Annotated in this window: 24 protein-coding genes; 12 read left to right on the top strand and 12 right to left on the bottom strand. The window is 56.9% G+C overall.

Annotated features, from left to right (window positions below; genetic code table 11):
- Positions 1–3: 3 nt before the first annotated feature.
- The 8 genes from AAC632_RS01415 to folD all read left to right on the top strand — a co-directional run bounded on the left by AAC632_RS01415 (position 4) and on the right by folD (position 10,031).
- On the top strand, positions 4–1,011 hold the full coding sequence (locus AAC632_RS01415) for an energy transducer TonB (protein WP_340298473.1): 1,008 nt from the start codon (positions 4–6) through the stop codon (positions 1,009–1,011).
- Positions 1,008–2,354: a Tol-Pal system beta propeller repeat protein TolB gene (gene tolB, locus AAC632_RS01420; RefSeq protein ID WP_445322665.1), complete on the top strand. Its 1,347-nt coding sequence runs from the start codon at positions 1,008–1,010 to the stop codon at positions 2,352–2,354. The genes AAC632_RS01415 and tolB overlap by 4 nt, the downstream gene beginning before the upstream one ends.
- Before the next feature lie 125 nt (positions 2,355–2,479).
- Positions 2,480–2,977: a peptidoglycan-associated lipoprotein Pal gene (pal, locus tag AAC632_RS01425; protein ID WP_340298471.1), complete on the top strand. Its 498-nt coding sequence runs from the start codon at positions 2,480–2,482 to the stop codon at positions 2,975–2,977.
- A gap of 5 nt (positions 2,978–2,982) precedes the next feature.
- Positions 2,983–3,864 (top strand): tol-pal system protein YbgF, encoded by an 882-nt coding sequence (gene ybgF, locus AAC632_RS01430; protein WP_340298469.1) that lies wholly within the window; start codon positions 2,983–2,985, stop codon positions 3,862–3,864.
- On the top strand, positions 3,855–5,156 hold the full coding sequence (tilS, locus tag AAC632_RS01435; RefSeq protein ID WP_340299852.1) for a tRNA lysidine(34) synthetase TilS: 1,302 nt from the start codon (positions 3,855–3,857) through the stop codon (positions 5,154–5,156). The genes ybgF and tilS overlap by 10 nt, the downstream gene beginning before the upstream one ends.
- 80 nt (positions 5,157–5,236) lie before the next feature.
- The gene (gene ftsH, locus AAC632_RS01440; protein WP_340298465.1) at positions 5,237–7,153 is read left to right on the top strand and encodes an ATP-dependent zinc metalloprotease FtsH; all 1,917 of its coding nucleotides are present in this window, start codon (positions 5,237–5,239) and stop codon (positions 7,151–7,153) included.
- A 202-nt stretch (positions 7,154–7,355) separates the two neighbouring features.
- The gene (locus AAC632_RS01445; protein ID WP_340298463.1) at positions 7,356–9,032 is read left to right on the top strand and encodes a formate--tetrahydrofolate ligase; all 1,677 of its coding nucleotides are present in this window, start codon (positions 7,356–7,358) and stop codon (positions 9,030–9,032) included.
- A 105-nt stretch (positions 9,033–9,137) separates the two neighbouring features.
- The gene (gene folD, locus AAC632_RS01450) at positions 9,138–10,031 is read left to right on the top strand and encodes a bifunctional methylenetetrahydrofolate dehydrogenase/methenyltetrahydrofolate cyclohydrolase FolD (protein WP_340298461.1); all 894 of its coding nucleotides are present in this window, start codon (positions 9,138–9,140) and stop codon (positions 10,029–10,031) included.
- On the opposite strand, the gene pdeM is transcribed toward folD, so the two are convergent.
- From pdeM to AAC632_RS01485, 8 genes are all read right to left on the bottom strand, one after another.
- Positions 10,021–10,695: a ligase-associated DNA damage response endonuclease PdeM gene (gene pdeM, locus AAC632_RS01455; protein WP_340298460.1), complete on the bottom strand. Its 675-nt coding sequence runs from the start codon at positions 10,693–10,695 to the stop codon at positions 10,021–10,023. The two genes, folD and pdeM, sit on opposite strands and share 11 nt — an antisense overlap.
- A 41-nt stretch (positions 10,696–10,736) precedes the next feature.
- On the bottom strand, positions 10,737–13,142 hold the full coding sequence (locus AAC632_RS01460; protein ID WP_340298459.1) for a ligase-associated DNA damage response DEXH box helicase: 2,406 nt from the start codon (positions 13,140–13,142) through the stop codon (positions 10,737–10,739).
- 42 nt (positions 13,143–13,184) lie between these two features.
- A complete protein-coding gene (locus AAC632_RS01465) occupies positions 13,185–13,688 on the bottom strand; it encodes a prepilin peptidase (RefSeq protein ID WP_340298458.1) in 504 nt (167 codons plus the stop codon).
- A complete protein-coding gene (locus AAC632_RS01470; protein WP_340298456.1) occupies positions 13,688–14,536 on the bottom strand; it encodes a tetratricopeptide repeat protein in 849 nt (282 codons plus the stop codon). The genes AAC632_RS01465 and AAC632_RS01470 overlap by 1 nt, the downstream gene beginning before the upstream one ends.
- A 55-nt stretch (positions 14,537–14,591) precedes the next feature.
- Positions 14,592–14,696 carry an integrase core domain-containing protein gene (locus tag AAC632_RS12210; RefSeq protein WP_445322687.1) on the bottom strand — a complete coding sequence of 35 codons (105 nt, stop codon included), beginning with the start codon at positions 14,694–14,696 and terminating at the stop codon, positions 14,592–14,594.
- Positions 14,697–14,793: 97 nt separating this feature from the next.
- Entirely contained in the window at positions 14,794–15,420 is a 627-nt protein-coding gene (locus AAC632_RS01475) for a CoA transferase subunit B (RefSeq protein WP_317655652.1), read from the bottom strand.
- A 3-nt stretch (positions 15,421–15,423) separates the two neighbouring features.
- Positions 15,424–16,128, bottom strand: coding sequence for a CoA transferase subunit A (locus AAC632_RS01480; RefSeq protein WP_340298454.1), 705 nt, complete (start codon positions 16,126–16,128; stop codon positions 15,424–15,426).
- A 100-nt stretch (positions 16,129–16,228) separates the two neighbouring features.
- The gene (locus AAC632_RS01485; protein ID WP_340298785.1) at positions 16,229–17,341 is read right to left on the bottom strand and encodes a class II histone deacetylase; all 1,113 of its coding nucleotides are present in this window, start codon (positions 17,339–17,341) and stop codon (positions 16,229–16,231) included.
- A 98-nt stretch (positions 17,342–17,439) separates the two neighbouring features.
- On the opposite strand from AAC632_RS01485, the gene AAC632_RS01490 reads away from it, so the two are divergent.
- Positions 17,440–17,706 carry a DUF167 domain-containing protein gene (locus AAC632_RS01490; RefSeq protein ID WP_340298452.1) on the top strand — a complete coding sequence of 89 codons (267 nt, stop codon included), beginning with the start codon at positions 17,440–17,442 and terminating at the stop codon, positions 17,704–17,706.
- On the opposite strand, the gene AAC632_RS01495 is transcribed toward AAC632_RS01490, so the two are convergent.
- Both AAC632_RS01495 and AAC632_RS01500 read right to left on the bottom strand, forming a co-directional pair.
- Positions 17,703–18,581 carry a DMT family transporter gene (locus AAC632_RS01495; protein WP_340298451.1) on the bottom strand — a complete coding sequence of 293 codons (879 nt, stop codon included), beginning with the start codon at positions 18,579–18,581 and terminating at the stop codon, positions 17,703–17,705. The two genes, AAC632_RS01490 and AAC632_RS01495, sit on opposite strands and share 4 nt — an antisense overlap.
- 9 nt (positions 18,582–18,590) lie before the next feature.
- Positions 18,591–18,830 carry a hypothetical protein gene (locus AAC632_RS01500; RefSeq protein ID WP_317655657.1) on the bottom strand — a complete coding sequence of 80 codons (240 nt, stop codon included), beginning with the start codon at positions 18,828–18,830 and terminating at the stop codon, positions 18,591–18,593.
- 128 nt (positions 18,831–18,958) lie between these two features.
- Here AAC632_RS01500 and AAC632_RS01505 point away from each other — a divergent pair, with 128 nt between their 5' ends.
- The gene (locus tag AAC632_RS01505; protein WP_340298449.1) at positions 18,959–19,672 is read left to right on the top strand and encodes a M57 family metalloprotease; all 714 of its coding nucleotides are present in this window, start codon (positions 18,959–18,961) and stop codon (positions 19,670–19,672) included.
- Between the two features lie 9 nt (positions 19,673–19,681).
- Here the strand turns inward: AAC632_RS01505 and rimO are convergent, their stop codons facing one another.
- Positions 19,682–21,040 carry a 30S ribosomal protein S12 methylthiotransferase RimO gene (gene rimO, locus AAC632_RS01510; protein ID WP_340298447.1) on the bottom strand — a complete coding sequence of 453 codons (1,359 nt, stop codon included), beginning with the start codon at positions 21,038–21,040 and terminating at the stop codon, positions 19,682–19,684.
- A gap of 209 nt (positions 21,041–21,249) precedes the next feature.
- Here rimO and AAC632_RS01515 point away from each other — a divergent pair, with 209 nt between their 5' ends.
- Positions 21,250–23,214 (top strand): AsmA family protein, encoded by a 1,965-nt coding sequence (locus AAC632_RS01515; RefSeq protein ID WP_340298445.1) that lies wholly within the window; start codon positions 21,250–21,252, stop codon positions 23,212–23,214.
- A gap of 3 nt (positions 23,215–23,217) precedes the next feature.
- Positions 23,218–23,682: a lytic transglycosylase domain-containing protein gene (locus AAC632_RS01520; protein WP_340298444.1), complete on the top strand. Its 465-nt coding sequence runs from the start codon at positions 23,218–23,220 to the stop codon at positions 23,680–23,682.
- 29 nt (positions 23,683–23,711) lie between these two features.
- Here the strand turns inward: AAC632_RS01520 and AAC632_RS01525 are convergent, their stop codons facing one another.
- On the bottom strand, positions 23,712–24,698 hold the full coding sequence (locus tag AAC632_RS01525) for a 2-hydroxyacid dehydrogenase (RefSeq protein WP_340298442.1): 987 nt from the start codon (positions 24,696–24,698) through the stop codon (positions 23,712–23,714).
- Positions 24,699–24,831: the final 133 nt, after the last annotated feature.

Genomic DNA, 24,831 nt, shown 5'->3' on the forward strand with positions numbered 1-24,831 from the left:
TTGATGCGGCGGGAGCTTTATGTCTCGGCTGGGCTGCACATCGCGCTGCTCTTATGGGTGGCGTTTGGGGATATTTTGTTTCACCGCAAGACGGAAACCGATTTTCAGGTGACGGGCGTTCAAATCATCTCAACCGCTGAATTTGAAGAACTCACCCGAGCGGCGAGCCTGCCGCCTGCGCCCGAACCTGCGCCAGAGCCAACGCCAGACCCTGCACCGCAACCCGAGGTGCAACCACAGCCCCCAGAAATCAGCGCACCCCCTTTGGGCGCGGAGAATGCGCCCCCTTCAGACACGCCAACACCTGAGGCTGCGCCGCGCGTGGCACCAACACCCGCGCCTGCACCGCCGCCTGATGCCGAAATCGCGCCGACTGTTGTTGAGGCAACCCCTGAGCCTGATGCACAGAGTGAAACACCCGTTGAACAAGAGGTGGCGCAAGCCCCCGAAGCCGCAACGACACAGATCGTAACAGAGGCCGAAACACCCGCAGCAAGCCTTGCACCGATTGCGTCACCTGTGCCGACCGCACGGCCACAGCGCCCCACACCCGAACCAACACCCGAACCAGAGCCGCAGCCTGAACCTGAACCCGCGCCTGAACCTGCTGACCCGCTCGCTGATGCGATTGCGGCCGCGGTTGCAGATGCGGTCAGCGCCCCTGCGACACCCTCCGTCCCCTCTGGCCCGCCCCTCAGCAGCGGCGAGGTGAATGGTTTGATCGCAGATGTGCGCGCCTGTTGGAATGTTGGCGCGCTATCCTCCGAGGCGCAGCGCACAATTGTCACCATCTCGGTCACCTTGGGCCAAGATGGGCGGCCAGATGCGGGGTCTATCCGAATGATCGACAGTTCTGGTGGCTCGGATGCATCGGTCTCCCAAGCATTTGAAGCAGGACGTCGTGCGATTTTGCGCTGTGGCGCAAACGGGTTTAACCTGCCCTCAGAAAAATATGACCAATGGCAAACCATCGAGATGGTCTTCAACCCTGAACAGATGAGGCTGAGATGAAGGCGCAGTTGATTACAGTTTTTCGCGGCTTGGGGCTGTGCCTTGCGCTTGGCGCAAGCAGCCTACCCGCATGGGCCCAAGGTGCAGGCGGGCCTTTGCGCATTGAAATCACCGAAGGTGTGATTGAGCCGCTCCCCTTCGCCCTGCCTGTCTTTATCGCAGATACGCCCGACATGGCCGATGCCGCCCAAGATATCACGCGGGTAATTGCCGCCGATCTGCGTAGCACAGGCCTGTTTCGCGAAATCCCAGCCGAGGCCCATATTTCCACAATCACCAGTTTTGACAGCCCCGTGCAATTTGCCGATTGGCAAGCCATCAATGCCCAAGCCCTGATCACAGGTTCGGTGGGCCGCACCCCAGAGGGGCAGATGGTTGTGCGCTTTCGGCTTTTTGATGTGTTCTCGCAACTGCCGCTCGGGGATGGGCTGCAATTCGTTGCAACGCCCGAAACATGGCGGCGCATGGCGCATCGGGTGGCAGATCAAGTCTATAGCCGCATCACAGGCGAAAGCGGATATTTCGACACGCGCGTGGCCCTCATCAACGAGGAAGGGCCCAAAAACGCGCGGCTTAAGCGTCTGGCCCTGATGGATTATGACGGCGCGAATGTTCAATATCTAACAGATAGCAGCGCAATTGTTCTTGCGCCCCGCTTTTCGCCAGATGGGCGCAGCTTGCTCTACACATCCTATGAAAGTGGCACACCGCGCATCTATCAGATGGATATTGCGAGCGTGACCCATCGTCCTTTGGCCGATCTTCCTGGAACCATGACCTTTGCCCCGCGCTATTCCCCTGACGGGCAGCGCGTTGTGTTTTCGGTCGAGCGTGGCGGAAATAGCGATATTTATGTGCTTGATTTGGTCACGGGCATGCAGACACGTTTGACCGAAGCGCCTTCAATTGAAACGGCTCCAAGCTTTTCACCAGATGGCAGCCAAGTCGTGTTTGAAAGCGACCGCTCTGGCAACCAGCAGCTTTACATCATGTCTGCCACGGGTGGCCCTGCGCAGCGTATCAGCCGCGGCAGCGGTCGTTATGGCACCCCCGTCTGGAGCCCGCGCGGCGACTATATCGCCTTCACCAAACAAGAGGCAGGGCGGTTCCATATCGGCGTCATGCGTATTGATGGCAGCGAAGAGCGCCTTTTGACAGCGTCTTTCCTTGATGAAGGGCCAACTTGGGCGCCGAATGGGCGCGTGGTTATGTTCACCCGCGAAACTGCAGGCACAAATGGCGCGCCCGCGCTTTATTCGGTCGATATTTCGGGTCGCAACCTTCAGCGTGTCGCGACACCGGGAATGGCGTCCGATCCCGCTTGGTCGCCGCTGTTGCAATAAACCGCACGTGATTGGCCAAATCATTATGCCCGATTCACAATGCGCTTTGGACATGTTACACAGGGCCAAAGCGGTGCCCACAATCGGGGTGGAATGACCTACCCCCTGTCTTAGGAATGTAAACGATGAAACTTTTGGTAAAATCAACTTTGATGGTTGCGATGCTTGGTCTTGCAGCCTGTTCGCAAGCAGGGCTTGGCGGCAATGGCGCAAGTGGCCAATATGGCGCGGGCGCAGGCGGGAATTACGACCCTGCAAGCCCCGAATATTTCAACCAAACCATTGGTGACCGCGTGTTCTTTGCGGTGGATCAATCGAACCTTTCGGCTGAGGGAATTGCGACCCTAGACCAACAGGCGAACTGGCTGTTGAGCAATCCAAACTACACCGCGATTATCGAGGGTCACGCGGATGAACAAGGCACGCGCGAGTATAACCTTGCGCTTGGCGCGCGCCGCGCGGCATCGGCACAGGAATATCTGATCAGCCGTGGGGTAGCCCCGAATCGTCTGTCGACCATCTCTTATGGTAAAGAGCGCCCAATTGAGATTTGCTCCAACGAAGCGTGCTATAGCCGCAACCGCCGCGCGGTGACGGTGATTGCCGCAGGTGCGGGGGTCTAAGCGATATGCTCAAGCAGGCGCTGATCTGCGGGGTTATGGTCATTGGCCTTGGGGGCGGCATGCCCCCCCATACGGCCTTTGCCCAAACTGACCAAGCCCAAAGCCTTGCCGATATTCGACAAGAGCTATCGGTGCTTTATTTCGAGATACAGCGCCTCAGGCTTGAGCTCTCAACAACGGGCGGGCCAAGCCTGCCCGCTGGAACGGCGAACCCGCTTTCGCGGCTTGATGCCATTGAGACGGAATTGCGCCGTATGACCGCCGCAACCGAAACGCTGCAATTGCGCATCGAGGCGATTGTGGGTGACGGCACCAACCGCATTGGTGATCTGGAATTCCGCCTTTGTGAATTGGAACCTGATTGCGATATCGCAACGCTGGGTGACACGCCGTCCTTGGGCGGTGTTGCCCCCAATGGGGACACAGGCACGCCCTTGGGCCAAGGCAGCACCCTTGCGCCCGCGCCAAGCACTGGCGAGGCCAATGATGGCCCGCAATTGGCCGTTGCAGAACAATCAGATTTTGACCGCGCCCTTGCGGCCTATGATGCAGGCAATTGGGCAGAGGCCGCGCAAGCCTTTAGCCGCTTCGCAGAAACTTATCCGGGCGGCCCATTATCGGGCGAAGCGCATTTCCTGCGAGGTGAGGCCGAAGTCCAGCAAGGGGCGTGGAGCCGTGCAGCCCGCGCCTTTCTTGACAGTTTCTCAGGCAGCCCCGATGGCCCACGCGCGCCTGCGGCCTTGGCCCGCCTTGGGCAATCCTTAGGCGAAGTGGGCCAAATCGAGGAAGCCTGTATCACGCTGTCAGAGGTCGCTACGCGCTATCCAGAGGCACGCAGCGAAATTGCGACTGCCGAAGCAACGCGTGCAGCGCTTGCGTGCAATTGAGTCTGAGCGATAAATTTCATAGTGAGATGGCGCGGCTATGCCCCGCGCCTTTACCGTCAGTTTTGGCCATCATGGTTTCAGGTGGCAGCGATAGCCTTGCCTTAATGATGTTGGCCCATGATTGGGCCGCAGAGATGCGCCAAGACCCTGACAATGGCCCCGTGACGCTAATTGCGATTACTGTGGATCATGGATTGCGCCCCGAAAGCGCCGCTGAGGCGGAAGGGGTAGCGAAAATCGCCCATGATCTTGGAGTTGATCACGTCACCTTGCAATGGAAATGGGATGGCGTGGGCAACCTACAGGCAGCCGCGCGCGCTGCGCGCTATAGTCTTGTTCAAGAATGGCGCAGACGCAAACGGCCTGAAATTGGCGCGATCCTTGTGGGCCATACCCGTGATGATCAGGCCGAAACCTTTTTGATGCGCCTATCGCGCGGATCGGGCGTTGAGGGGTTGTCAGCTATGAAAGCCCTGCCGCTCTCTCATAAGGCCGCAGATGCGGCAGGGGCTGCCCCTGTTATTCGCCCAATCCTTTGGGCGTCCCGCGCTGACCTGCGTGCGGCCCTGCAAGCGCGCGGGATGGGGTGGGTAGATGACCCCTCAAACGATAACGAAGATTATCTGCGCGTGCGCACGCGCAAGGCGATGCGCGATCTGGCCAAAATTGGTCTTGATGTTGACACCCTCACGCGCACGGCAGACCACATGGCCCGCGCCAGCGTTGCACTTTGGGCGCGCGCGGCGGATGTGGCACGCGATGTTGTCACCGAACCCTATCCAGGCATTCTGCGGTTTGACCTGACGCGCCTTGAACGAATTGAAGAAGAAACCCAATTGCGCCTCTTGGCACATGGGGTTGGGTGCTTGACCCAAGCCCCCTACAGGCCCCGCCTCAGCAGCCTAGAGGCCTTGGCAGAAGCCGCATATGCGGGGCGCGGGGCAACGCTTCAAGGGGTGCAAAGTTTTGTACAAGATGATGCGCTGATCTTGGTGCGTGAATTGCGCGCAGTGGCCGATTATGAATGCCCTGCAGATGGGGCGTCTGCGTGGGATGGGCGGTGGCGCATCAAAGGGCGCCGTTTGGGCGAGGCGGTGATACGCCCCTTGGGCGCGCAAAGCCTTGCTGCGCTTGAGCTGCCAAAGGGTTTGCCAAAGACCGCGTTTCAGTCTTATCCCGCGCTTTGGGCGGGGCAAGCCTTGGTCGCCGTGCCCTATTTGGCGCGCGAGGGACTATGCGCGCCGCAATATGATCCATCGGCAGAGTTCCACCGATCCATATTATCGCATTGAAGTCAGCCAAAGCTTCCTTATCTTAGAGGGAACGCAAGCGCGCATGTGGCGCGGCTGCCGCGAAAGCGAGGAGAATTCTCTTGGGCAATGCTCGTAATATCGCCTTTTGGGTCGTTTTGTTTTTGTTGATCCTTGCGCTGTTCAATCTGTTCAGCGGCAACCAGTCATCGGTCAATGCCCGATCAGTGGCTTACTCTGATTTCATCTCTCAAGTCGAACAAGGCTCGGTGAGCACGGCAACGATAGATGGCGAAGCGGTGCAGTTCACCACCTCCGAGGGCACATTTGAAACCACCCGTCCTGCGGACAGTGACATCGCCACCGCCTTGATTGACCAAGGCGTGCGGGTCGAGGTTCGCCCACAGGAGCAGTCAGGATTTATGTCCATCGTGACACTGTGGCTGCCCGTTCTGGTTCTCATCGGGATCTGGATTTTCTTCATGAATCGCATGCAGGGCGGCGGTCGTGGCGGGGCTATGGGTTTTGGAAAATCCAAGGCGAAACTGCTGACCGAAAAGCATGGCCGCGTCACCTTTGACGATGTTGCAGGGATCGATGAAGCCAAGGAAGAATTGGAAGAAATCGTTGAATTCCTAAGAAATCCGCAGAAATTCAGCAAGCTTGGCGGCAAGATCCCCAAGGGTGCGCTGCTTGTCGGCCCTCCTGGAACGGGTAAGACCTTGCTTGCACGCGCCATCGCTGGCGAGGCGGGTGTGCCCTTCTTTACCATCTCTGGCTCCGACTTTGTCGAGATGTTCGTGGGTGTCGGCGCAAGCCGCGTGCGCGATATGTTTGAGCAGGCCAAAAAGAACGCGCCTTGTATCGTCTTTATTGACGAGATTGACGCGGTCGGGCGCTCGCGCGGTGTTGGCTATGGTGGCGGCAATGATGAACGCGAGCAAACCCTGAACCAGCTTCTGGTTGAGATGGACGGCTTTGAGGCCAACGAAGGTATTATCATCGTTGCGGCGACCAACCGCCCCGATGTTCTTGACCCTGCCCTTCTGCGTCCTGGTCGTTTCGACCGGCAGGTGCAGGTGCCCAACCCAGACATCAAAGGCCGTGAAAAAATCTTGGGCGTTCATGCGCGCAAAGTGCCTCTAGGCCCGAATGTCGATCTGCGAATCATCGCACGGGGCACGCCAGGCTTTTCGGGCGCTGATCTGGCCAATTTGGTGAATGAGGCCGCTTTGATGGCGGCCCGCGTCAATCGCCGCTTTGTCACGATGGAAGATTTCGAGAATGCCAAAGACAAGGTGATGATGGGGGCTGAACGTCGCTCAATGGTGATGACTGAGGATGAAAAACGCCTCACCGCCTATCACGAAGCGGGCCACGCGGTGGTTGGATTGAACGTGCCGCAGCACGATCCAATTCACAAAGCGACAATCATCCCGCGCGGTCGTGCCTTGGGTTTGGTTCTTTCCCTGCCTGAGCGCGATCAACTGTCCGTCAGCTACACAAAATACACCTCGAAAATCGCAATGGCGATGGGGGGCCGTGTGGCTGAGGAGTTGGTATTTGGCAAAGAGAACGTCACCTCTGGGGCCGCCTCTGACATTCAACAGGTCAGCCGCATTGCACGCGCCATGGTCACGCAGTTTGGCTATGCCGAAGAGCTAGGCTATGTCGATTACGCCAATGAGCAACAATCTTATTTGGGCTCTTATGGCGGCGGCACGAACCATTCGGCGGCAACGCAAAAGATCATTGACGACAAGGTCAAGGAATTGGTGGATCAAGGCTATGAGACCGCCAAGCGCATCTTGACCGAAAAGCGCGATGATCTTGAGCGTTTGGCACAAGGTCTGCTTGAATATGAAACCCTCACGGGCTCTGAGATCACCCGTGTCATCGCGGGCGAACCTTTGAACCGCGGCAATGATGGGGATGACACAGGCACGGGGGGCGGTGCCTCGATCACCGCGATCCCAAAAACCAAATCGCGCAAACCGCGCAATGACGATGGCGGGATGGAGCCTGAACCCACGCCCTAAGCGGCCATGGTTTTCTAGACCACAAAACACCCCCCGATCCGTTTCGATCTGGGGGTGTTTTCATTTATACGCGCTCTGCTTCTGGCGCACCACGGCGCGAAAAGGTCGAAAACAGTCCGCGCGATTCAGAATCGTCTCCCTATAGTCGCGCTGAATTCGACCTTTTTTCTCAACCCCAAACTATGAATGGGACACGCGCATCATGGCCTTCAAAACCGACATCGAAATCGCACGCGCCGCAAACAAACAGCCAATCAAAGACATCGGCGAAAAGCTGGATATCCCATATGAGGCGCTGCTGCCCTATGGGCACGACAAGGCAAAAGTGTCTCAGGATTTCATCAACAGTCTTGAGGGCCGCGACAATGGCAAGCTGATCCTTGTGACTGCAATCAACCCCACCCCTGCGGGCGAAGGCAAAACCACTACCACAGTGGGGCTTGGGGATGGTCTTTGTGCGATTGGTAAAAAGGCCGCGATTTGTATCCGCGAGGCCTCGCTTGGGCCAAACTTTGGCATGAAGGGCGGCGCGGCTGGCGGCGGCTTGGCGCAAGTTGTCCCGATGGAAGAAATGAACCTGCATTTTACAGGCGATTTTCATGCGATTACGGCGGCGCATAACCTGCTCTCTGCGATGATCGACAACCATATCTACTGGGGCAACGAGCTGCAGATTGATGAGCGCCGCGTGGTCTGGCGCCGTGTTCTCGATATGAACGATCGCGCCTTGCGCGATGTTGTGACCTCGCTTGGCGGTGTGTCCAACGGCTTCCCACGGCAGACAGGGTTTGACATCACAGTGGCCTCCGAAGTGATGGCCATCTTGTGCTTGGCCGATGATTTGGCGGATTTGCAGCGCCGTTTGGGGGATATGATCGTGGCCTATCGCCGTGACCGCAGCCCAATTTACGCACGCGACATCAAGGCCGATGGCGCAATGACTGTTCTGCTCAAAGATGCCATGCAGCCAAACCTCGTGCAGACCCTCGAGAACAACCCCGCCTTTGTGCATGGTGGCCCCTTTGCCAATATCGCGCATGGCTGTAACTCGGTCATTGCCACCAAAACCGCGCTGAAATTGGCGGATTATGTGGTCACTGAAGCGGGCTTTGGTGCGGATCTCGGCGCCGAAAAATTCATGAATATCAAATGCCGCAAAGCAGGGCTTTCGCCCGATTGCGTGGTCTTGGTCGCCACTGTGCGGGCCATGAAAATGAACGGCGGCGTTGCGAAGGCTGACTTGGGCGCAGAAAATGTTGAAGCGGTCAAAAAAGGCTGCCCAAACCTTGGTCGTCACATCGAGAACCTCAAAGGTTTTGGTGTTCCTGTGGTTGTCGCAGTCAACCATTTCTACAGCGACACGGATGCCGAAGTCGCCGCCGTTCAGGACTATGTGAAATCACTGGGATCTGAGGCCATCTTGTGCCGCCACTGGGCAGAAGGATCAAAGGGGATCACCGACCTTGCGACCCGCGTGGCGCAATTGGCGGATAGCGGTTCTGCCGCCTTCCAAACGCTCTATGCCGATGACATGCCACTGTTCCAAAAAATCGAAACGGTGGCGAAGCGGATTTATCGCGCGGATGAGGTTTTGGCCGATCAGAAAATCCGCGATCAGCTCAAAGCATGGGAGGATGCAGGCTATCAAAACCTGCCCGTCTGTATGGCCAAAACGCAATATAGCTTTACCACAGATCCAAACCGCCGTGGCGCCCCAACAGGTCATGCCTTGCCCGTGCGCGAAGTGCGTCTTTCGGCAGGTGCAGGGTTTATCGTTGTGATCTGCGGCGAGATCATGACCATGCCTGGCCTGCCGCGCGTCCCCAGTGCGGAGAATATCCGCCTGAATGACGCAGGCGAGGTTGAAGGGCTGTTCTAAGCGCCTTTTTGAAAAACGCGATCCCCGCCCGTTGCAACAGTAACGCGGCGCGGATATGTGCCTTGCCAACAGACCGAAAAACGACCCCGAATAAGGAATGACGCCATGACCGCCCATATCATTGACGGCAAAGCTTTCTCAGCCAAAGTTCAGAAAATGGTGACCGACCATGTGACCGCAATGAAAGCAGATCATGGCATCACCCCAGGCCTTGCTGTGGTGTTGGTCGGCGAAGATCCTGCAAGCGAGGTTTATGTCCGCTCAAAAGGCAAGCGCACAGTTGAGGCGGGGATGAATTCCTATGAACACCGCCTTGATGCTACAACCTCGCAGGCAGATCTGTTAGCCTTGATTGATCACTTAAACGCGGATCAATCGGTGCATGGTATTTTGGTGCAATTGCCCCTGCCTGACCACATTGACAGCGCGCTTGTGCTCAATGCGATTGACCCTGCGAAAGATGTGGATGGGTTCCATATCTCGAATGTCGGTCTGCTTGGCACAGGGCAGAAGTCCATGGTGCCCTGCACGCCCTTGGGCTGCTTGATGATGTTGCGCGATTATCACGGCAGCCTTTCTGGCCTCAACGCTGTGGTTGTCGGGCGTTCGAATATTGTGGGCAAACCTATGGCGCAACTTTTGCTTGGCGACAGTTGCACTGTCACCATCGCCCATTCCCGCAGTAAGGATTTGGCCGCAATTTGCCGTGGCGCAGATATTCTGGTGGCCGCTGTAGGCCGCCCAGAGATGATCACGGGTGACTTCGTCAAAGAGGGGGCTACGGTGATTGATGTGGGCATCAACCGCATTGCCACCCCTGAGGGCAAAACCCGCCTGGTCGGCGATTGTCATTATGACAGGTGCGCTGCCAAAGCTGGCGCGATCACCCCTGTTCCTGGCGGTGTCGGGCCAATGACCATTGCCTGCCTTTTGGCCAATACTCTCACCGCCTGCGCGCGCAGCCATGGCCTGCCCGAGCCCGAAGGGCTTACCGCTTAAGCGGGATCATGACAGGCGGCTGTCCCAAAACGATGGCCGCCGCATCTGCCCCCAATAGCCCCACAAAGGCGGGATCATCGGCCCAAAGACCGCCTGTATAAGCCCCAAATGCGGGCAAGATCAGGCGCCGTTCATCCATCAAAAACGCAGCGCGCGACAGGCTACGCCCACGCAAAGCCACGCGCATTTTTGGATGATAATGCCCTGAAATCTCAAACTGCCCTAGGGCTAAATCAGCCTGCGCGATATGGCGCAGGATAAAGGGCGGCGCTTCAAATTCATCCAGATGTTCGCCTGAAAGATTTACAGGGCCTGCATCATGATTGCCCAAAATCCAAACCCATTTGCGCCCTGCTTGGATTGGCCCTAAACGCCGCGCCAAATAAGGCGAGAGGTTTCGCGCGGCCTCTAGGTCGTCAAAACTATCCCCTAGACAGATCACCACAGCGGGATCATAGGTGGCAATCTCTTCCGTCAATCGCGCAAGGGTTTCGGGGGTGTCGTAGGGCGGCAATAACCCTGCACCACGCCGCGCCATCCGTTCAGATTTTCCCAGATGAAGGTCGGACACAATAAGAACATCCGCCTTTGGCCAATAAAGCGCGCCTTGCGGCGTAGCCAAAAGGCGTTCCATGCCAAACTGGAATTCAAGATGAGCTTGCATCGCCTATAGATGCGCCAAGCCAAAGACAGGGGCAAGCCCCCTCACCTGTAACCAAGCGCGGCTTGGGGCAGGAATTTTGCGGCTTCTTCCTCCAACAGACGTTGATCGGCAGACCCATGGACAGGGATGCGCCCTGCCTCAAGCAACAAGGGCGCCGCAAATGGGCTGACACGGGGCAGCGCGATATGATCAATACGCCCGCCTGCGCGAGTCAACATCTCGTCAATGCGACCAAAATCGACCAACCCCCGCAACGCATCACGGCGCGTCATCTCAAGTAAAATATGATCGCTGTCATATTTGCGCAGTGTGTTATAAAGGATATCTGACGAAAACACAGCCTGCCGCCCTGTTTTCTTGGTGCCATTCACGCTGCGCTCGATCAGCCCAGAGATCAACGCAACCGCCTTGAAACTGCGCTTCATCACGGCGTTTTCTGACAGCCACCCTTCAAAGGCCGCACGCAATAAATCAGGCTCAAAAAGCGGCCTTGGATCAGCTATGGGATCAAGCCCCCAAATCAGCGTGGCGTAATCATTGGCCACAAAGCCCGTAGGGGCAAGACCCATTTGATCCATGCGATGGGTCAGAACAAGGCCAAGGGTCTGCTGTGCATTGCGCCCCGCAAAACCATGCACACAAAGATGCGCGCGGCCCTCATGGGGGTAGGTTTCCACCAGCAATCGGTCACGCTGCGGCAAGCGGGAAAGGCGCGTCTGATGATCCAGCCAGTCGGCAATATGGGCGGGCAAACCCGACCAATCGCCACTTTCCAATCGCGCCAAAATACGATCAGAGAGTTGCAGGGAGGTTGCGAATTTCGTTCCCATGAATGTTGCAATTTTTGGCCGCTTTTGGGGGCTTGGGCTGACCTCAACCACCAATTCGCGCATGCCCTCATAGCGCACGATCTGCCCCCCGATGAGGAAACTGTCACCTTGGCGCAATTGCGCGGCAAAGTTTTCTTCAACCTCGCCCAAAGGTGCCCCGCCGCGCCGTTTGGCCATGCGCACTTTCAACCTGTCGGTTTCGATAATCGTACCAATATTTTGGCGGATGCGCGCCGCACTGCGTGGATCTCGCAAAGCTAGCGTCCCATCGGGCCGCGTGACCAGTCTTTGCCAGCGATCATAAGCGCGCAGCGCGTAGCCACCTGTCGCGCAAAAGTCCAAGGCGCGGTCAAACTCGGCACGGGTCACGCCCGCATAGGGCGCGGCTGTTGTGATCTCGGCATAAAGATCATCGGGTGCAATTGACCCTGCACAAGCACAGATCAAGATATGCTGGCACAGAACATCCAATCCGCCCTGACGGATGGGGTCATCTTCAAGCCCGCCATCGCGCACCGCCTCAAGCGCCGCTTGGCATTCGAGATATTCAAAGCGGTTGGCGGGCAAAATACGCGCCTTGGATGCAAGATCAAAGCGGTGCCCCGCGCGCCCGATCCGTTGCACGAGGCGCTTAACCTCTTTGGGTGCACCAATTTGTATCACCAGATCAACATCGACCCAGTCGATCCCCAGATCGAGACTGCCTGTGCAGACGATTGCGCGCAGGCTACCCTCACTCATCGCGGCCTCAACCTTAGCGCGGGCCTCACGCGACAACGCGCCATGATGGATGCCAATCGGCAGGGTGTCCTCATTGGCCTGCCACAATTCGTGAAAGAACAGCTCGGCATTGGCGCGGGTGTTGTGAAAGATCAGCGTAGCGCGATGGCGTTTAATCTGGTCATAGACCGCCTGCACGCCGTATCGCCCGCCGCCCCCTGCCCATGGGGGCGGGATATCCGCCTCAAGAATTGCGATATCGGGCGCGGGGCCTTGCGGCGCGGTAATTATCTCAGCCCCGCCGTCAGGCGCCAAATAGGCCGCGATTTGAGAGGGGTCTTTTACTGTGGCGGACAAACCCACACGGGTCATCTGGGGAGACAACCGCGCAAGCCGCGCAAGACACAACATCAGTTGATCGCCCCGTTTGCTGTCAATCAGCGCATGAATTTCATCTAAAATAACCCGCTTCACCGAGGCAAAAATCTTATCCGCCTCAGGATAGGACAATAACAGCGCAAGTGATTCAGGCGTGGTCAGCAAAATCTGGGGCGGGTCAGCGCGTTGACGCCGCCGCATATGGGCCGATGTATCACCCGTTCGATCCTCAATACGAATATCAAGGCCCATCTCGGCAACGGGGGTCTGAAGATTGCGCCTGATATCTGCCGCAAGCGCCTTGAGCGGCGAGATGTAGAGCGTGTGCAGCCCTTGTTTGGGCGTATGGATCAAATCCACAAGCGAAGGGAGAAACCCCGACAGGGTTTTGCCCGCACCTGTGGGGGCAATCAAAACCTGCGCAGGTGATGTCGCACGCAGCATCGCGCGCTGATGCGGGTGCATCTGCCATCCGCGCGCAGCGAACCAACTGTCAATTTGGGCAGGCAATGCGTCCATACCCCGATCATAGGGCGGCCCGCCTGCCCGTCCAATCAAAGATCAGATTTGCGCCACACCTAAGGCAAGATAAAGGATCAACGTGCCCGCCAAGGCCACGCCCATAGGAAACAATTTGCCCGCCTCCCAACTGGCCCATGTTGCGGTAGCCTTGCGGATCGGGGTGATTTTGCCCGCGATACGATGCACCAACCACGACGCCAACAAAACGCCTGCAAAAAGAACCGAGAATTGCAGCCCATCCCCTTTGGCGATGAACAGGGACAAAGTGGCCGCAAATTTTGCATCCCCCGCCCCAATGGCAATCGGGCCGATCGTGGACATCAAAAACCCAACAACCAAGACCCCCAAGGCCCAAACCCAACGCATGGCGTAAACCTCAAGTGGTAACAGAAAAAGACCTACAACCGCGAAAATCGCAATTAGGATAAGCACCGACAAATTCGGAATGCGCATTTGGCTCAGGTCTGTCCAAGTCACATAAAGGCACAACGGTGCGGTCAGGATTAAAAAAACCAAAGCCTCAATCTGCATCAAATGTGTCATTAATTGCGAACCCCGCTGTCTAAGGCGCGCTGTGTTGCGACAGCTGCCTCGAAATATTGTGGATGGGTATCAATGGCCTCAGCCAGCAGGCCACGGCCTAGATCAATGCGATCCTGTCGAATGGCCGCCAATGCCATCGTATAGAGAAGCTGTGCGCGCTCCACTTGGGTCATATTGACAAGAGGAAGGGTAAATTCACCTTGTGCGGCGCGCGCCAGCACAAGGTTATTCTTTGCTGTGAAAACACTTGGATCATAGGCAATCGCCTCTGTGAACAGGCGCTCTGCCTCAGCGTGATCGCCGCAGGTCAGCTTGGAATAGCCCCAATTGTTTAAGACCGATGCGGGGCGTGTCGTCATCCCCGCTGCAGTCTCATAAAACGCATCAGCACGGCCCCAATCCTGCGCATAATCGGCCAGCATGGCCTCAAGCCTGTAGCGCTCATAGGTTTCATAGGTCGGCGGCACTTGATCCAAAACGCTGCGCGCCTCATTCCACTCCCCCGCGCGGATCAAGGCTTCGGCAAAGCCAACCCGATCATCTTCAGACACTTCGGGATGGGCTAAAGCCTGCCGCCGTATAACGACCGCTTCCGCCGCACGCCCCGTCCGTGTCAGACTCTGCGCAAGGCCGCGGCGCGCGCCAATGTCGTTGGGGTTTTCCGTGGTTTGGCGTGAAAAATAGCTGATTGCATCTTCGGGGTCTGCCGAGGTCAGCATGATCGACTCTAAATTCGCGGCACCAATGGCCTGCACCGCTTGATCGGGCTGTTCCGACTGGACAAGGCAGGCCGCCAAAAGCGGGCATGCCAAGCCAAGCAAAAGCCACCGAAACGGGGACAGACGCATTCTGAAATCCAATCACAACTGCTCGGGCGCGCTGTAATTGAGGATGTCAAGCCCCCTATGTTTGATCCAATTTTAGGGTCGTAGTTTCTGGTATTGGTGGGCGCATTCCGAGGCTTTGATGGGGTCGGATATGGTTGTATTCTTTGATCCAGCGATTGATTGTGGCTTGGGCTTGGCAGGTGGCGCGGCTGTTGTGCATCACGCCACCTGAGTTGCTTGCGGATGGCTGCGTTTTTGCAACCATGCAGCCCTAAAGGTCAGACAATATGCGCCTCTGTTGCCGCGCGCAGTTCAGCTTCGGTGACACCATCGGCTAGTTGCACGATCTTGAGGCCGCCTTCGACCACATCCAAAACGCCCAAATTGGTGATGATACGATGCACAACGCCCGTTCCTGTCAGCGGCAAGGTGCAAGATTTCAAAACCTTGCTCTCACCATGCTTGTTGGTGTGATCCATCACAACCACAACACGGCGCACGCCTGCAACCAAATCCATCGCGCCGCCCATGCCTTTGACCAATTTTCCAGGGATCATCCAATTGGCAAGATCACCCGTCTCAGACACTTCCATCGCGCCCAAAATCGCCATAGCAATCTTGCCGCCACGGATCATCGCAAATGATGTCGCGCTGTCAAAATAGGCGGTATGGGGCAATTCAGTGATCGTCTGCTTACCCGCATTGATCAGGTCTGGATCTTCCTCGCCCTCATAAGGGAAAGGCCCCATGCCCAGCATTCCGTTTTCCGATTGCAAGGTCACGGTCATGCCTTCTGGAATATAATTTGACACGAGGGTCGGAATCCCGATGCCAAGGTTCACATACATCCCGTCTTCAAGTTCTTGTGCCGCGCGGGCGGCCATTTGATTGCGATCCCATGGCATGGATTAGGCCTCCTCACGCTGGCGCACGGTGCGCTGTTCAATTCGTTTCTCATGCTGCCCCTTGATCAAGCGATGCACGAAAATTCCAGGCAAGTGGATATGCTCAGGGTCTAGGCTGCCCGCGGGCACGATTTTTTCGACCTCCATAATGCAAACCTTGCCACAGGTCGCAGCAGGCACATTGAAATTCCGCGCGGTTTTACGGAAAATCGCATTGCCCGTTTCATCGGCCTTCCACGCTTTGACGATAGAGATATCCGCAAAGATCCCTTCCTCAAGGATATAGGTTTCGCCGTCAAAGTCTTTGTGGTCTTTGCCTTCGGCAATCACTGTGCCCACGCCTGTCTTGGTGTAGAACCCGGGAATGCCTGCCCCCCCTGCGCGCATACGCTCGGCCAAAGTGCCTTGGGGGTTGAATTCCAGTTCCAATTCACCCGCCAGATATTGGCGCATGAATTCAGCGTTCTCGCCCACATAGGAAGACATCATCTTTTTGATCTGGCGTGTGGCCAGAAGTTTGCCCAAACCAAAATCATCAACGCCCGCGTTGTTGGAGGCCACTGTCAAATCCTTAACACCGCTGTCCACGATGCCATCAATCAGCAATTCAGGAATCCCGCAGAGGCCAAAGCCGCCTGCCGCAATCAGCATTCCATCCTGCAAAAGGCCATCCAAAGCCTCAGCAGCAGAGCCATAGATTTTCTTCATCGGGTCTCACCCTTTTTCCAAAAAGATTTGTGGTAAATTGACCCGCAACCTGAGCGGTGTCAACGTGCTGCAATGCAGCAAATATCAATTTGCGGGTCTGTTAGCGCATATCGGAAACGCTTGCTTCCATCTCGGCGATCCATTCGCTCACAAATGCATCAAACCGCGCATCGGGTTGCTGTGCGGTGATCCGTTCTGACAAAGGATCAGGCGCGGTGATGCGACTGCCGCTCATAACCTCCAGAACCGCATGGGCGCAGAACGGCACGTGCAATTCGGAATAACCGCCTTCATGCACCATCACGAGGCGACCCTCGCACAGCGCGTCAGCCGCGTCCCGTACCTGTTCTGCCATCGCACGGAACGTGTGGCTGCCTGCCATCATTCGCCCCAAAGGATCAACACCTGACGCGTCAAACCCACAAGCGATGATAATCACATCCGGCGCAAAGCGTTCCAATTCGTGGATCACCAAACGCTCCATCGCCTCAAGATAGGCATTATGCCCGCCCCCAGGGGGCAGCGGGATATTGAGGTTAAACCCTGCCCCAGCACCCGATCCACGATCCTCAAACGCACCGCTATCGCGGGGATAATTGCGATCTTGGTGAAGGGAGATGGTCAGAACATCATCACGATCATAGAAAATCGCCTCAGTTCCGTTGCCGTGATGCACATCCCAGTCAATCACGGCAAATTTCGTGGCCAGCCCTTCGGCCCGCGCGGCCTCAATCGCGATGGCGATATTGGCAAGGAGGCAAAACCCATTGGGAAAATCAGGCAAACAGTGATGCCCTGGCGGACGAGACAGCGCATAGGCATTCTCCAAATCCCCCTCAAGCACTGCAAACAGGGCTGATTTGGCCAAACCGGCAGACAGGGCTGCAATCTCGAACCCATCGGGGCCGAAAGGTGTGCGCAACCCCAACTCGCCCCCACCCTGCGCTGAAATATCTTGAAACTGGCGCAAATAGGTTTCGGGATGAATGCGCAAAATATCTTCTTCGGTTGCGGGATCCGCATGGCGGGGCGCAAGTTCAGACCACAGTCCCGTGATCTCAAGTAGGTTTTTCAAGCGCCGCTTCGTTTCAGGATTTTCGGGCAGGCCGCCTGCGGCAGGGGGTTGAACCAATCCGCCCACAGGGGCGAGAAAGGCATAATTGCCACCCGAATGCCAAAAGCAGCGCTCATCCCAGAAAAACCCTGTTGCCATGATCAAACCTTTCCTCATCACCAAATCCACCGCGTGCATCTTGCACCCTAAGAGACAGAGTGCAAGTTTGCTGCTCATTGGCTTTTGAGAGGCACCCCTTGCGCAAATCCCTACCCGACCTCAGCGCCTATGCGCAGACCGGTATACGGCTAAATTTACGCGTCACCCCAAAGGCCGCGCAGAACCGTATCGTGGTCGAAGAAGACCTGTTGCGGGTCTATGTGACCCAAGCACCCGATAGCGGCAAAGCAAATCGTGCGGTTCTCAAACTCTTGGCTCAGGCAATCGGGATCGCGCCCTCACGCCTGACGCTGATACGCGGTGAGACGGATCGGAAAAAAGTGGTTGGCGAGAATATGGGCTAAACCCTGCGGCTTTGCCAAACCGTATAAAGGCCCGAGGCAACAATAATCAAACTGCCAATCAAGGTCAGGGCATCGGGACGTTCGCCAAACACGGCCACGGCCAAGACCATAGCGAAAACCAAACGGGTATACCGAAATGGGGCAATAACGGCAATTTGCCCTCTTCGCATGGCCATAGTCAGGCACATATAGGCGGCAACGCCAAATAAGATGGCAGGCCCTGTCAGAACCATGCCGCCCGCGCCTAGTGGGGCCACGCCGCCCTGATAACCCCAAACGATACCGCCTGCGATGCTCAGCATGATAAACCCGTAAACGCCAAGCTGCGCCGTTGTCATGCTCTTTGGTGCGGCGCGTGTCGCCAGATCACGGCCAGCAAAGCCGATCATGCCCAAGACCGCGAAGAGGGACAGCGGTTCAAACGCGTCCAGCCCAGGCCGTAGGATTAATAGCACCCCAACAAACCCTGCGCCAATCGCCGCCCATTGCCGCCAGCCCACGGTTTCGCGAAAGACCATCACCGCCCCCGCCGCCACCACCAAAGGTGTGGCTTGCAAAATCGCACTGGCCGAGGACAGGGGCGTTAAGGCAATCGCGACCGTGTAACATACCCGACCCGTTATTTCGAACAAGGCACGCCACGCCATGGCGCGACCAAAGGCCTGAGGGTGCAAGATCACCTCGCCCCGAAGGCGCGCCATGGCCACAAAGGCCAACAGCCCACCAAGCCCAAAGGTCACCATAACTTGGCCCAAGGGGATATGCGCCGCTGCCGCCTTGATAAAGACATCCTCGAGGGTAAAGGCAAGCATTGCCAAAACCATGAACAAACTGCCGCGCAAATTGGCCGCGTGATGGGATGTATCAGGGGTCATTGGGGGGTCTTAGCGGGTCGGGCGATCAATCCGATACACCCCTTCTGGCAAGTTCAGCGCTGCCGCCAACTCCCGCAACTGCGCCATAGAGATTGAGATTTTCTGAATGCTATCACTGCGCGGGTCATATTGTTCAACCTGAACGACCTCTTCAAAAGCCGTCAGCACGACATCCTCTTGGAGCGGGCTTTCCCCCTCATCCATCAAGGTTACAACCGTGGCGTCAAAATCATGCTCAATGCTAAACATAAGATCACGCTAGGGGGGAATTTCCCTCTTGGCAATCATGTGATCCTCTCGTGATGAGAATTCGATTGAGATATCTCAAAATGGGCTGCTAAATAGGGTTGGCCTCAACACAAAGGTATTTGGTTCTGATGCGTGCAATTCTGATTTTGCCGATGCTTGCATTCCTTGCCGCGTGTCAGGTGGCAAGCCCGTCACCAAGCGGCGCACCTACAAGCACGGCAAGCAGCGATAATCTGCCCAAACTGGCCCCAGATGTGGCAATGAATAATTTCCGCACAGTGGTCGCCAAGGTCGAACCCATTGCCGAAGATATTTGCCGCCAAGAAACACCAGATCAAAACTGTAATTTCACCATTGCGATTGAGCGTGACAGAAATGCAGGCATCAACGCGTTTCAAACCTTGGACAATGCGGGCAACCCATATCTGGTCTTTACGATTGGCCTTATTGAAGATGCGCGCAATATTGACGAATTGGCCTTTGTGATGGGTCATGAGGCTGCGCATCACATCGCCCGCCATATTCCCCGCCAACGGGCCTCTGCCCAAGGGGGGGCGTTAATTTTCGGCGTGCTTGCCGGGATTGCGGGTGGCGATGCCTCTATGGTGCAAAACGCGGCGGATATTGGCGGCACAGTGGGCGCGCGCCGTTTTAGCCAAGATCACGAATTGCAAGCCGATGCTTTGGGCACTGTCATCGCCTATCGCGCGGGGTTTGATCCGGAGCTTGGCGCACAATATTTTACCCGCCTGCCTGATCCGGGCGAAACCTTTCTTGGAACGCACCCGCCCAATGCGAACCGCATTCAAATCGTACGGGATACGATGGCAAGCTTGCGCTAAGGGTGGGGGTCAGGCGATCTGACCCCAAAGATCATATTCACTTGCCTCATCAACTGTCACAGTCACGATGTCGCCCGCTTTGAGATCTTGGAACCCTTCATCGATAAAGAGATTGCCATCAATCTCTGGCGCGTCTGATTTGGTGCGGCAGGTGGCCCCTTCATCGTCCACCTCATCCACGATCACCTCAAGACGCGTGCCAATTTTGGCGGCCAATTTCGCCTCGGAAATGCTCTGCGCCTTTTCCATAAAGCGCGCAAAACGCTCGTCCTTGACCTCTTGCGGCACATGGTCTGGCAAATCATTTGACCGCGCACCCGCAACATTTTCGTATGTGAAACAGCCAACCCGATCGAGCTGCGCCTCATCCAACCAATCAAGCAGGATCTGGAATTCGGCCTCTGTTTCGCCCGGATACCCCACGATAAAGGTTGAGCGCAGGGTGATCTCAGGGCAGTCCGCACGCCAAGCTGCGATTTCGTCTAAGGTTTTACTCGATGCCGCAGGGCGGGCCATACGTTGCAACGTATCACGATGGGCATGTTGGAATGGGATATCCAGATAAGGCAGAACCAACCCTTCGGCCATCAAAGGGATCAACTCCCGCACATGCGGATAGGGGTAGACGTAATGCAACCGCACCCACGCGCCCAGTTGGCCCAAATCGCGCGCCAAAGGAAGAATTGGGAATTTCTCATCCCGACCAGCCCAATCCGTGCCATAGGCCGAGGTGTCCTGACTGATGACCAGAAGTTCCTTCACCCCTGCCTCAACCAGTTTTTCTGCCTCACGCAACACGGCCTTTGCGGGACGGCTTTGCAGGCGGCCCCGCATATCGGGGATGATGCAAAACTTGCACTTGTGATTGCAGCCCTCGGAAATCTTGAGATAGCTATAATGACGGGGCGTTAGGCTTACGCCTGAACTTGGCAAAAGATCGACAAACGGATCAGGCGCGGGTGGAACGGCAGCATGCACCGCATCCAAGACCTGCTCATATTGGTGCGGGCCCGTTACGGCCAGAACACGCGGATGCGCGCCTGTGATATAGTCAGGCTCGGCCCCCAAACAGCCCGTCACGATCACGCGGCCATTTTCGCGCAGCGCCTCGCCAATCGCGTCCAAACTTTCGGCCTTGGCGCTGTCGAGAAAGCCGCAGGTGTTCACAATTACCGCATCGGCACCGCCATAATCGGCGCAGATCCCATAGCCTTCGGCGCGCAGTCGGGTCAGGATCCGCTCACTATCCACAAGCGCCTTGGGGCAGCCAAGCGAGACCATCCCGATTTTGGGCTGACCCTCGCGGATCGTCTCCTCAATGCGCGCACGGGCAAGATCTGGGCGAAGATTTGGTGGGTTCTGTGTCATATCCCGCGCTATAGCGTGGCTTTTGGCCATCGTGAAGCAAGAAAGCACTCAGGCACCATCGGCGCGGGGCCACATCCAGCCTAATCTTGTTCTGCCGTGACCTCGCGCAACCTTGAACATAAAGGCACCGCCACGGCTTTACGGCCCCGAACCATAGCCGCTAAACACAAAGGTGCTTGGGGTTACAAAAATAGTTTGGGGGATTCTCGATGAAGTGGGTGTTGCGGGTCATTTTGGCTGTCGTGATTTTCGTGGGCGTGGCTGTTGGAGGGATTGCGTTAATTCCAACGGACACCATTGCCAGATTGGCGACAGAGCGGCTATCGGCCAGCCTCGCGCGTGATGTGACCCTGACGGGCGCAGTGCGGCCAAGTTTTTACCCCATGATCGGGATCAGCGCCGAAGGTTTTGAAATTTCCAACCCTGACTGGGCTGCGGATCAAGGCCCGATGCTGCGGGCTGAGGCGTTGCATATCGGGGTCGAAGTCATGCCCCTTTTTTCTGGCGAGGTACGGATTGCGCGCGCGGAACTGATAAAGCCTGACATCATTTTGCTGCGAAACGCGGATGGACAGGCCAATTGGGAATTTTCAACCACCGCCCCCACAGCCGAGACAGGCACAAGCGGTGACCTGCCGCAAATCAGCCTCAGCCTTGCACAGATCAGCGATGGCACCCTGCGCTATACTGATGCCACAACAGCGCAAAGCTATGCGGCCGAAGCGGTCAATCTTCGCCTTGAAGCGCCCGATCTGAACGGCAGTCTGACAGGCAGCTTTAACGCCGCAATCAATGGCGCGCGCTTGAGGGGCGATGTGACCCTCACCACCCTTGCTGATGCGCTTGCGGGGCGTGAGGCGCGCATTGATATGTCCCTGTCTTGGACAGGCGGCAGCCTTGGCTATCGCGGCGCGCTTATGCTTGCCCCGTTCAGCCTTGCGGGCGAGGTGAATGCCGATATCACCGACCTGACCCCGATCACGACTGCGGCGGGTGTCGCAGCGGTAACTTTGCCCGCGGAATTGGGTCGTGATCGTATCGCGCTGAACGGCCCCATTGCGATCACGCCCGAGGGCGTTGCGCAGATCATGGATGCAACCCTTGCGCTAGATGACACGGCCATAACCCTATCTGCAGATCTCAGCACAGGCGGTGAGCGCCCTAAGATCACGGGCCGCATCGCGGGCGGGCGCGTTGACCTAAGCGCCCTGACAGAAGGCAGCGCAACCGAGGACAGCAGCGCAGGCGGCGGATGGCCGCGTGACGAAATCGACCTCACGGGCCTGTTCGCGGTAGATGCCAATCTTGATCTGGCCCTTGCCGAATTGGATTTGGGTATGATGCGGCTGTCAGATATTGCGCTACAAACCACGCTTGATGCGGGCCGTCTGCAGCTCGATTTGGCGCGCGCCGTGACCTATGGCGGCACGATTGCAGGGCAAACTGTGATAAATGGCCGTGGCAATGGATCCGTGGCCAGCAACATGGAGATCCGTGCGGTGCAATTGCAACCCTTGTTGCAAGATTTTGCAGATTATGACCGCCTTTCAGGCACGGGAAACGTCACATTTAACATTTTAGCGGGCGGGCGGTCTGTAGCGGCATGGATGAACAGCCTTGAGGGCAGTGCCGCGCTTGACTTTGGTCAGGGGGCGATTGAGGGGCTTGATCTTGCGGGGATGATCCGCAATCTCGACAGCTCCTATCGGGGCGAAGGCGCGCGCACAGTCTATGACAGCATCACCGCGACCCTTGCGATCACGGGCGGTGTGGCGCGCAATGACGACCTCACCCTAACCGCTGGATGGGGCGGTGTCACAGGGACGGGCGAGATCAATATTGGGGGCCAGTCAGTGGAATATCGCGTGATCCCCGCTGTGCAAACATCCTCCGATGGGTCGAATATTGCCGTGCCCATCATCGTGCGCGGCCCTTGGGCTGATGTCAGTTTTGCACCTGATCTAGAATATTTAGCCAATCAGCGGCTAGAACTGGAACGCGCAGAACTTGAAGCTGCGGCCCAAGCCCGCATTGACGAAGAGCGTGCTAGGCTGGAACAAGAGGCGCGCGATCGGCTCAACCTGACCGCCGAGGGCGATGCGCGCGATGCCATCGAAAATCAACTGCGCAATGAGGTCGAAGGTGCCTTGCGCGGCCTGTTCGGGGGGAATTGATCTATGCGCCGCCTTATGATCACAGCCCTTTGCGTGATGCTTGTGGCCTGCATTGGCACACCCGAACCTGATCTTTACCCAGGCGAAACAGCAGAAATTCGGGCCCTCGTGAATAAAATGGCGCGCCAATATGATGTGCCCGCCCCCCTGATCCACCGCGTGATCCAACGTGAAAGCGACTATCGCGCCCATGCCCGCAACGGCCCCTATTACGGGATGATGCAAATCATGCCCGCCACAGCCCGCAATATGGGGTTTACGGGTGAAGATGCCGATTTACTGGATGCAGAAACCAATCTCATCTATGCGATCAAATATCTGCGCGGCGCATGGCTGCTTTCAGATAGATCTTATGACACGGCCGTCATGCATTACGCGCGTGGCTATTACTATGTAGCACGGGACAGATGCATGTTGGTCGAGACAGGCCTGAGGGAACGCGAGGTCAGGCGCGACTGTCGGGGGTGAGGCGATTTTTGCCGCATATCACCGCTGTCTCAATGCATGCTCGGCAAAACCAGATCGGGAGGGCGGTGGCCATCTGCAAAGGTCTTGATGTTGATCAACACCTTTTCGCCCATCTCAATCCGCCCTTCAAGCGTGGCTGACCCCATATGCGGGAGGAGGATCACATTATCCAATTCCCGCAATCGGGGGTTCACATCATGGCCACGCTCAAACACATCCAAGCCCGCACCCGCGATCTCGCCCGCGCGCAACATGCGGGTGAGTGCGTTTTCATCAATCACCTCTCCCCGCGATGTATTCACAATCACCGCTGATGGCTTCATCAACTTCAACCTGCGTGCATTGATCAAATGAAAGGTCGAAGGGGTGTGCGGGCAATTCACTGAAATCACATCCATCCGCGCCAACATTTGATCCAAGCTTTCCCAATAAGTCGCGCCAAGCGCTGTCTCTATGTCAGCGTGAACCCTGCGGCGGTTGTGGTAATGAACCTGCATGCCAAAAGCAGCCGCGCGGCGGGCCACGGCCTGACCGATGCGACCCATTCCCAGAATACCCAAACGCTTACCCGAGATACGCCCCCCCATAAAGGCGGTTGGCGCCCATCCCTGCCATGTGCCCATTTGCATGACAGCCTGCCCTTCTGGCACGCGGCGCAGAACACCCAAGATCATCGCCATGGTCATATCGGCGGTATCATCCGTCATGACACCGGGTGTATTGGTGACCAAGACCCCGCGTTGGCGTGCAGTGGCAACGTCAATATGATCGACCCCTGCACCATAATTGGCAATCAGCTTGAGCCGTTCGCCCGCTTGCCCCAACATGCCTGCATCAATTTGATCCGTCACACATGGCACCAGAACATCCGCTGATTTCATCGCTGCGACCAGATCATCGCGGCTCATTTTGCGGTCTTCGTCATGGAGCTGAACATCAAACAATTCGCTCATGCGGGTTTCCACCGCTTCGGGCAAATGGCGGGTAACGACAACTTTTAACCTTGGTGCGGGCATGGGCTTCTCCTGAGGCGGATGGCATGTCTGACGCTGTTACCCTTCCCCATTCTGCGCGCGGGTGCAAGCGTTCGCGGGGCCTTGGCCGCGACAGGCGCTTCGTAATGTCATCTTCCCCCGCGATGGCTTTCTC

Source organism: Roseobacter sp. HKCC-CH-9351, from assembly GCF_037830295.1.
Classification (GTDB): domain Bacteria; phylum Pseudomonadota; class Alphaproteobacteria; order Rhodobacterales; family Rhodobacteraceae; genus M30B80.

What these genes read in the sequence shown, in the direction of transcription:
- AAC632_RS01415 (WP_340298473.1), top strand. Translation starts at nt 4, where the DNA reads ATGCGGCGGGAGCTTTATGTCTCGGCTGGGCTGCACATCGCGCTGCTC.
- tolB (WP_445322665.1), top strand. Translation starts at nt 1,008, where the DNA reads ATGAAGGCGCAGTTGATTACAGTTTTTCGCGGCTTGGGGCTGTGCCTT.
- pal (WP_340298471.1), top strand. Translation starts at nt 2,480, where the DNA reads ATGAAACTTTTGGTAAAATCAACTTTGATGGTTGCGATGCTTGGTCTT.
- ybgF (WP_340298469.1), top strand. Translation starts at nt 2,983, where the DNA reads ATGCTCAAGCAGGCGCTGATCTGCGGGGTTATGGTCATTGGCCTTGGG.
- AAC632_RS01445 (WP_340298463.1), top strand. Translation starts at nt 7,356, where the DNA reads ATGGCCTTCAAAACCGACATCGAAATCGCACGCGCCGCAAACAAACAG.
- folD (WP_340298461.1), top strand. Translation starts at nt 9,138, where the DNA reads ATGACCGCCCATATCATTGACGGCAAAGCTTTCTCAGCCAAAGTTCAG.
- pdeM (WP_340298460.1), bottom strand. Translation starts at nt 10,695, where the DNA reads ATGCAAGCTCATCTTGAATTCCAGTTTGGCATGGAACGCCTTTTGGCT.
- AAC632_RS01460 (WP_340298459.1), bottom strand. Translation starts at nt 13,142, where the DNA reads ATGGACGCATTGCCTGCCCAAATTGACAGTTGGTTCGCTGCGCGCGGA.
- AAC632_RS01465 (WP_340298458.1), bottom strand. Translation starts at nt 13,688, where the DNA reads ATGACACATTTGATGCAGATTGAGGCTTTGGTTTTTTTAATCCTGACC.
- AAC632_RS01470 (WP_340298456.1), bottom strand. Translation starts at nt 14,536, where the DNA reads ATGCGTCTGTCCCCGTTTCGGTGGCTTTTGCTTGGCTTGGCATGCCCG.
- AAC632_RS01475 (WP_317655652.1), bottom strand. Translation starts at nt 15,420, where the DNA reads ATGCCATGGGATCGCAATCAAATGGCCGCCCGCGCGGCACAAGAACTT.
- AAC632_RS01480 (WP_340298454.1), bottom strand. Translation starts at nt 16,128, where the DNA reads ATGAAGAAAATCTATGGCTCTGCTGCTGAGGCTTTGGATGGCCTTTTG.
- AAC632_RS01485 (WP_340298785.1), bottom strand. Translation starts at nt 17,341, where the DNA reads ATGGCAACAGGGTTTTTCTGGGATGAGCGCTGCTTTTGGCATTCGGGT.
- AAC632_RS01495 (WP_340298451.1), bottom strand. Translation starts at nt 18,581, where the DNA reads ATGACCCCTGATACATCCCATCACGCGGCCAATTTGCGCGGCAGTTTG.
- AAC632_RS01500 (WP_317655657.1), bottom strand. Translation starts at nt 18,830, where the DNA reads ATGTTTAGCATTGAGCATGATTTTGACGCCACGGTTGTAACCTTGATG.
- AAC632_RS01505 (WP_340298449.1), top strand. Translation starts at nt 18,959, where the DNA reads ATGCGTGCAATTCTGATTTTGCCGATGCTTGCATTCCTTGCCGCGTGT.
- rimO (WP_340298447.1), bottom strand. Translation starts at nt 21,040, where the DNA reads ATGACACAGAACCCACCAAATCTTCGCCCAGATCTTGCCCGTGCGCGC.
- AAC632_RS01515 (WP_340298445.1), top strand. Translation starts at nt 21,250, where the DNA reads ATGAAGTGGGTGTTGCGGGTCATTTTGGCTGTCGTGATTTTCGTGGGC.
- AAC632_RS01520 (WP_340298444.1), top strand. Translation starts at nt 23,218, where the DNA reads ATGCGCCGCCTTATGATCACAGCCCTTTGCGTGATGCTTGTGGCCTGC.
- AAC632_RS01525 (WP_340298442.1), bottom strand. Translation starts at nt 24,698, where the DNA reads ATGCCCGCACCAAGGTTAAAAGTTGTCGTTACCCGCCATTTGCCCGAA.